At 59.6% G+C, this 7,306-nt stretch carries 6 protein-coding genes; all 6 read right to left on the bottom strand.

Features of this window, described 5'->3' with window-relative positions; genetic code table 11:
• A partial coding sequence (gene greA / locus A3754_RS11660) for a transcription elongation factor GreA (protein ID WP_197468637.1) occupies positions 1–274 on the bottom strand: 274 nt, incomplete at its 3' end.
• A 93-nt stretch (positions 275–367) separates the two neighbouring features.
• Entirely contained in the window at positions 368–3,586 is a 3,219-nt protein-coding gene (gene carB, locus A3754_RS11655) for a carbamoyl-phosphate synthase large subunit (protein ID WP_063519825.1), read from the bottom strand.
• Positions 3,587–3,658: 72 nt separating this feature from the next.
• Entirely contained in the window at positions 3,659–4,783 is a 1,125-nt protein-coding gene (gene carA / locus A3754_RS11650; RefSeq protein WP_063519824.1) for a glutamine-hydrolyzing carbamoyl-phosphate synthase small subunit, read from the bottom strand.
• A 208-nt stretch (positions 4,784–4,991) separates the two neighbouring features.
• Positions 4,992–5,819, bottom strand: coding sequence for a 4-hydroxy-tetrahydrodipicolinate reductase (gene dapB / locus A3754_RS11645; protein ID WP_063519823.1), 828 nt, complete (start codon positions 5,817–5,819; stop codon positions 4,992–4,994).
• Between the two features lie 112 nt (positions 5,820–5,931).
• Positions 5,932–7,092, bottom strand: coding sequence for a hypothetical protein (locus A3754_RS11640; RefSeq protein WP_063519822.1), 1,161 nt, complete (start codon positions 7,090–7,092; stop codon positions 5,932–5,934).
• The coding region (locus A3754_RS28540; protein WP_231880599.1) for a hypothetical protein at positions 7,089–7,306 on the bottom strand (218 nt) is incomplete at its 5' end. The genes A3754_RS11640 and A3754_RS28540, both read right to left, overlap by 4 nt.

Here is a 7,306-nt window from a genome sequence, read left to right as displayed (position 1 = left end):
CGGTCACACCAAAAATCACCTTGCCGGTATNTTCGATAGTCTGAATATCGATGATCTGCGCATTGGAAAGCTTGCCTTCAATATCGCCAATGCGGCCTTCACAAAACCCCTGCTGTTCGCGGGCAGCGTGATACTCGGCATTTTCTTTCAAGTCGCCGTGCTCACGGGCTTCTGCAATCGCAGCAGAAATCCGCGGGCGATCTTCTTTTTTCAGTTTTTCCAGTTCCTCGCGCAGGGCTTTGGCACCCTTGGCGGTCATCGGTACACGTTGCATAGTTATCCTCGTATCTTTTAACAGGCGCAAAATAAAAGGCGCTGCTAACGGAACCGCCCGGAGCACCCTGCTCCGAGCGCTCCCGACGACGATTTATTTCATTTCTGCGTGCAGGTCCTGCAAGCGACGAACAGTGGGTTCACCACTGATCCCCAGCGCCTGACACACCGCATGGGCGGCCGCGATGGTCGTGGTGTAGAACACTTTGTGTTGCAGCGCCGAGCGACGAATCGCGAACGAATCACGGGTCGCCTGCTTGCCTTCAGTGGTATTCACGATCAGGGCAATCTGGTCGTTCTTGATCATGTCCACAATATGCGGACGCCCTTCCAGCACCTTGTTCACCACCTTCACTTCAAGACCAGCCTCACCCAGCACCTTGGCGGTGCCTTTGGTGGCAACCAGGCTGAAGCCCCGCTCAATCAACATCCGAGCCACTTCAACAGACGCAGGCTTGTCGACTTCACGCACGGAAATAAAGGCCGTACCCGATTCCGGCAGCTTTTCGCCTGCACCCAGGGATGCCTTGCCAAAGGCTTCCGCGAAGGTCGCTCCCACACCCATGACTTCCCCGGTGGATTTCATTTCCGGGCCCAGGATCGGATCGACTTTCGGGAACTTGGCAAACGGGAACACCGCTTCTTTCACGAAATAGTGCTGCGGTTTGACCTCTTTGGTGAAGCCTTGTTCCTTGAGGCTGGTGCCGGCCATACAACGGGCGGCCACTTTCGCCAGGGACACACCAATGCACTTGGACACATACGGCACCGTCCGCGAGGCACGCGGATTCACTTCCAGCACATACACCTCACCGCTTTTCACGGCGAACTGCACGTTCATCAAACCGACCACACCCAGCTCCAGCGCCATATCGGCAGCCTGCTGGCGCATCACATCCTGCACATCCTCATCCAGCGAGTACGGCGGCAGCGAACAGGCGGAGTCACCGGAGTGCACGCCGGCCTGTTCAATGTGCTGCATGATGCCACCGATAACCACATCGGTACCGTCGCAGACCGCATCCACATCCACTTCGATGGCATCATCCAGGAAGCGATCCAGCAGCACCGGCGAATCGTTGGACACGGACACCGCGTTCATCATGTAGTTACGCAGCTCCGCTTCGCTGTACACGATTTCCATGGCACGGCCACCCAATACATAGGAGGGGCGCACCACCAGCGGATAACCGATTTCTTCCGCCAGACGCACACCGTCTTCCAGGGAACGGGCGGTGCGGTTGGGCGGCTGCTTCAGACCAAGCTTGTTGACCATCTGCTGGAAGCGTTCGCGATCTTCCGCTTCATCGATGGCATCCGGCGGGGTGCCAATAATCGGCACGCCGGCAGCCTGCAGGGCACGGGCCAGCTTCAACGGGGTCTGCCCGCCGTACTGGACGATCACACCCTTGGGCTTTTCTTTCGCCACGATGGCCAGCACGTCTTCCAACGTCACCGGCTCGAAGTACAGGCGATCGGAAGTATCGTAATCGGTGGACACGGTTTCCGGGTTACAGTTGACCATGATGGCCTCGTAACCGTCGTCCTTCATGGCAAACGCCGCGTGCACACAGCAGTAATCGAACTCGATGCCCTGGCCAATCCGGTTGGGGCCACCACCGATGACCATGATCTTGTCACGGTCGGTGGGGTTGGCCTCACACTCTTCATCGTAGCTGGAGTACATGTAGGCCGTATCCGTGGCGAATTCCGCCGCGCAGGTATCCACCCGCTTGTAGATCGGCAGCACACCCAGCTCTTCACGCTTGCCGCGCACGTCCGCTTCCTTCACGCCCAGCAGCTGTGCCAGGCGGGCATCGGAAAAGCCCTTGCGCTTGAGCGCATACAGGCTGTCGCGAGTCAGGCTACTGAAGGTGCTGTCGGCCAATTGCTGCTCGGCACGAATCAGGTCTTCGATTTGCACCAAGTACCAGCGATCAATCTTGGTGATATTGAATACGTCATCCACGGTCATGCCGACGCGGAACGCGTCGCCAACAATCCAGATACGCTCCGGGCCCGGCGTGGACAGCAATTGCGCCACTTGCTCACGGGCGTCTGGGTCAGCCGGATCCACATGAGGGTCAAAACCGATGGATTCGGTTTCCAGTCCGCGCAGCGCTTTCTGTACCGATTCCTGGAAGTTACGGCCGATGGCCATCACTTCACCCACGGACTTCATCTGGGTGGTCAGCACCGCATCCGCTTCGGCAAACTTCTCGAAGTTGAAGCGCGGGATCTTGGTAACCACGTAATCGATGGACGGCTCGAAGGACGCCGGGGTCTTGCCGCCGGTGATCTCGTTCTGCAGCTCATCCAGGGTGTAACCCACCGCCAGCTTGGCGGCCACCTTGGCGATCGGGAAGCCGGTGGCCTTGGAGGCCAGCGCGGAAGATCGACTCACCCGCGGGTTCATTTCGATCACCACCATGCGCCCGTTGTCCGGATTGATGCCGAACTGCACGTTGGAACCACCGGTTTCCACACCGATCTCACGCAGCACCGCCAGAGAGGCGTCGCGCATGATCTGCAGCTCTTTATCGGTGAGCGTCTGCGCCGGCGCCACGGTGATGGAGTCACCGGTGTGCACACCCATGGGGTCAAAGTTCTCGATGGAGCACACGATGATGCAGTTGTCCTTTTTGTCGCGGACCACTTCCATCTCGTACTCTTTCCAGCCCAGCAGGGACTCGTCGATCAACAGCTCGTTGGTGGGCGACAGGTCCAGACCACGCTGGCAGATTTCCTCGAATTCTTCCCGGTTATACGCCACACCACCGCCGGAGCCACCCATGGTGAAACTGGGGCGGATAATGCAGGGAAAACCCAGGTCTTGCAGGGCCGCGTTGGCCTCTTCCATGTTATGGGCAATGGCAGAACGCGGACATTCCAGGCCGATGGCTTTCATGGCCTTGTCGAAGCGGGAGCGATCTTCCGCCTTGTCGATGGCATCTTCGGTGGCGCCAATCATTTCCACGCCGAACTCTTTCAGCACCCCATTGTGGTCCAGGTCCAGGGCACAGTTCAGTGCGGTCTGACCACCCATGGTGGGCAGCAGCGCGTCCGGGCGCTCCTTCTCGATGATCTTGGCCACGGTCTGCCAGGTAATCGGCTCGATGTAGGTGGCATCCGCCATGGCCGGGTCGGTCATGATGGTGGCCGGGTTGGAGTTCACCAGAATCACCCGGAAACCCTCTTCCCGCAGCGCCTTACACGCCTGGGCACCGGAGTAGTCAAACTCACAGGCCTGGCCGATCACAATCGGGCCAGCGCCAATAATGAGGATGCTTTTGATGTCAGTTCTTTTAGGCATAGTTCGCTAACCGTCAGACGTATGTTGCGATTGTCTTTGCGTCGGACGTCAGACGTCGGACGTCAGACGCTTTTACTTAGCTTCCATCAGCTCGATGAAATGATCGAACAGCGGCGCGCAGTCACGCGGCCCCGGGCTCGCTTCCGGGTGCCCCTGGAAGCTGAAGGCCGGCACATCGGTGCGCTCGATGCCCTGCAAGGTGCCGTCAAACAGTGACACATGGGTCACTTTCAGGTTGTCCGGCAAGGTATCGATATCCACCGCAAAGCCGTGGTTCTGGCTGGTAATCATCACCGTGTCATCCGCCAGGGTTTTCACCGGGTGGTTGGCGCCGTGGTGGCCCGTGGCCATTTTCATGGACTTGGCGCCACTGGCCAGCGCCAGCAATTGATGGCCCAGGCAGATACCGAACACCGGCAGACCGGTGGCAACGATCTCCTGGATCGCGGCAATGGCATAGTCGCAAGGCTCCGGGTCACCGGGGCCGTTGGACAGGAAGACACCGTCCGGCTTCATGGCCAACACCTCGGACGCGGGCGTCTGGGCCGGCACCACGGTGAGCTTGCAGCCGCGCTCGGCCAGCATGCGCAGGATGTTGCGCTTGACGCCGTAGTCGTAGGCCACCACATGGAAGCGGGTCTCGCCCTGCTCGGTGTGACCTTTCTCAAGATCCCAGGTGGACTCGGTCCAGCTGTAGGACTCGGCAACACTCACTTCCTTCGCCAGGTCCATGCCTTTCAGGCCGGGGAACCCCTTGGCCGCCGCCAGCGCCTGTGCTTCATCCACATTGTCGCCGGCCAGAATGCAACCATTCTGGGCACCCTTGTCACGCAGAATGCGCGTCAGGCGGCGAGTGTCGATATCGGCGATGGCAACAATGTTGCGCTCACGCAGGTAGTCCGGAAGAGTTTGCTCACTACGCCAGTTGCTCACTGTCATGGCCAGATCACGAATCACCAGGCCCGAGGCCCAGATTCGGGAGGACTCTTCGTCCTCGGCAGTGACGCCAGTGTTACCAATATGCGGATAGGTAAGGGTTACAATCTGCTTGGCATAGGAAGGATCCGTCAGGATCTCCTGATAGCCAGTCATGGCGGTGTTAAACACCACCTCACCCACGGTTTCACCCGTGGCACCGATTGCAACACCCCGAAAGATGCTTCCGTCTTCAAGAGCGAGAATGGCGGGAACCGTCAACGCAACCTCCAGGCTGATAGGGAATAGGGAGATCTGCGGCGGGTGCGCTCGCAAAAAAGCGAGATGGATTCCTCCACCTCGCTTTTTTCTGAATTCTTCATTCGGCGCCCCGCACGCCCATCACGGGCTGCGCGCTATTTTAGGGCTTTGTGGCCCCGCTGTCACGCGGCAATCCCGCTGATAGACCAGTGGCGGGCCTGGCAGGCGGCTAGGCCTTGCCCCAACCGGCGCTTTCCCCGGCCAAGCCGAGCACGTCCTGCATGTCGAACAGGCCCTTGTCATGGCCGCCAAGCCAGGCGGCTGCCCGCACCGCACCACGGCCGAACGACATACGGCTGGAGGCCTTGTGGGTAATTTCCACCCGCTCACCTTCCGCCGCGAACATCACTGTGTGGTCACCAACAATGTCGCCGGCACGAATGGTCTCGAAGCCGATGGTGTGGCGCTCGCGCTCGCCGGTGCGGCCTTCACGGCCATACACGGCACACTCGCTCAGATCTCGGCCCAGGGTCTGGGCGACCACTTCACCCATGCGCAACGCCGTGCCTGACGGCGCATCGATTTTGTGCCGGTGGTGGGCTTCAATCACTTCGATATCCACTTCATCGCCCATGATCCGGGCCGCAGTTTCCAGCAGCTTGAAGCACAGATTCACCCCGATAGAATAATTCGGCGCAAAACAGATGGCGATATCGTCGCTGGCAGCGCGCAGCGCCGCTGTCTGGGTGTCATCCAGCCCGGTAGTGCCGATCACCAGTTTGGTCCCCGCCGCCCGGCAGATCTCAAGGTTTTTAACCGTGGCTTCCGGCACGGTGAAGTCGATGAACACATCCGCATCGTTCACCACCTTGCTCAAGTCATCCGCCAGCAACACACCACTACTGCCCTGGCCCACCAGCTCACCGGCATCCGCACCAATCAGGCTGGAGCCGGGCACATCCACCGCCGCCGCCAGCGTTGTATCCGGGTTGGCCAGCGTCGCCTCGATCAGAATACGGCCCATGCGACCGGCGGCGCCGATAATACCTACTTTCATGGTGTCTCCTTGATTAAAAGCGGGACGGCGAACGCCAGAGGCCTCACGCCCCACCCGCCCCAAACGGGAACGGGCAAAAGCGCCAAGCCTCTGGCGTCCGGCATCAAGCGGCTTATTCTACCAGAAAGGGCGACAGGGTCACCGCGTAGAGATTGGCGTTTTCCTTGAGCATGTACTTGCGCCGCTTTCGGTCGAAGCGCTTGAAGCTTATGCCGCTATCGCGCCAGGCCAACACCTCCTTGAGCCGCTTGCGGGCATAGGCGCGGTCGAGCCACTCCATGGAAAAGCCGGCGGGCAACTGCGCCGCCACCTGCAACTGGGTCAACGCCGGCTCCAGCGCCTCTTCCTGATAGGTATAAAGCAGACTGTTAGCGTACTCATAGCGAACAATCGCCAGATCCTTTTCTTGCCTGAGCGCAGCCTCGAACGGCTGAATGGCATCCTTGCTGTCCGCCGCCAGCGTCAGCTTGCCCGCCGTTTTGCCCACCCGGCGCAGCACATTGGCTTCAAACGCCGCACTCAATGACAACGCCAACGGGTGATCCGGCGCCACCGCCAACATTTCCGTGGCCGCATTGATCACCATGGCGGCGTAATTGCGTTGCAAGGTGGCCGGCACGGACTCATCTTCTGCCAGCCGCGCCACCGCATAGCCAAACCCCAGCCGCATCATGCAGTAATCCGCCGTGAGCGCCTTGTCGCCAGGCAACACCACCATCTTCTCGCCGAACCAGGCCATGTCATTGATGGCCTCCTGCAACAGCTGCTGCTTCTGCTCATGAGTGGGCGCCAGATAGGTGGCATACACAATCTGCGCCACCACCGCCGGCACCCGGGCGTACCCTCCATAGCGATGCCCAAGATCCCGGGCCTGACGGAAATCGCCACGGAAGAAGGCCTGCCAGGCCTCCAGCACATTGCGGCTATGCTGCTCCCAGTCGTCATCCTGATAGCGCAGATCCCGATACAGATCCGGGAAGCGCTGATAGCGAGCTTGCAGGTAGTCGGCAGAGGGGTACGGCAAGCGCAAGCCACGCATAAACTGATCCCAGTTAGCGCGGATTTCTTCCACCGTGAAGGTATAAGGGGCCGGATCGAAAGGCGCAGGCTGCCAGTCGGCATTCAATACCGGCAGGTTCGGCACCAGCGGCGCCTTCTGGGAAAAGGTAGCGCGGACGCGCTCATGGGCCTGATCCACCGGTGCGCACACCGCAAAGACGGGTGCACAGCACAACAACGCCCCCAGCACACACGCCAGTCGCCGTGAATTCATAATTGCCTCTGATTATTGTTGTTTTTATGCACAATATCGCAAGGCTGTTCACAGCGGCAATGAACCTGATCAAATTCCATACTATTGACTGAGAGCCGCCATGCGCGGCACACAACCACAAAAAAGCCCGACATGAGAATCATGCCGGGCTTTTTCCTATCGGAGCAGAAACGCTTACTTGGTATCGAAGAACCGCTTAACACCCTCGAACCAG

It is taken from the genome of Alcanivorax sp. HI0083 (assembly GCF_001635175.1).
Note: the sequence above shows the minus strand (reverse complement) of the source record. Positions and strands in the feature narration are given on the sequence as shown.

Excerpts from the sequence above, each read along its gene's own strand:
- carB (WP_063519825.1), bottom strand. The coding sequence starts at position 3,586 with ATGCCTAAAAGAACTGACATCAAAAGCATCCTCATTATTGGCGCTGGC.
- dapB (WP_063519823.1), bottom strand. The coding sequence starts at position 5,819 with ATGAAAGTAGGTATTATCGGCGCCGCCGGTCGCATGGGCCGTATTCTG.
- A3754_RS11640 (WP_063519822.1), bottom strand. The coding sequence starts at position 7,092 with ATGAATTCACGGCGACTGGCGTGTGTGCTGGGGGCGTTGTTGTGCTGT.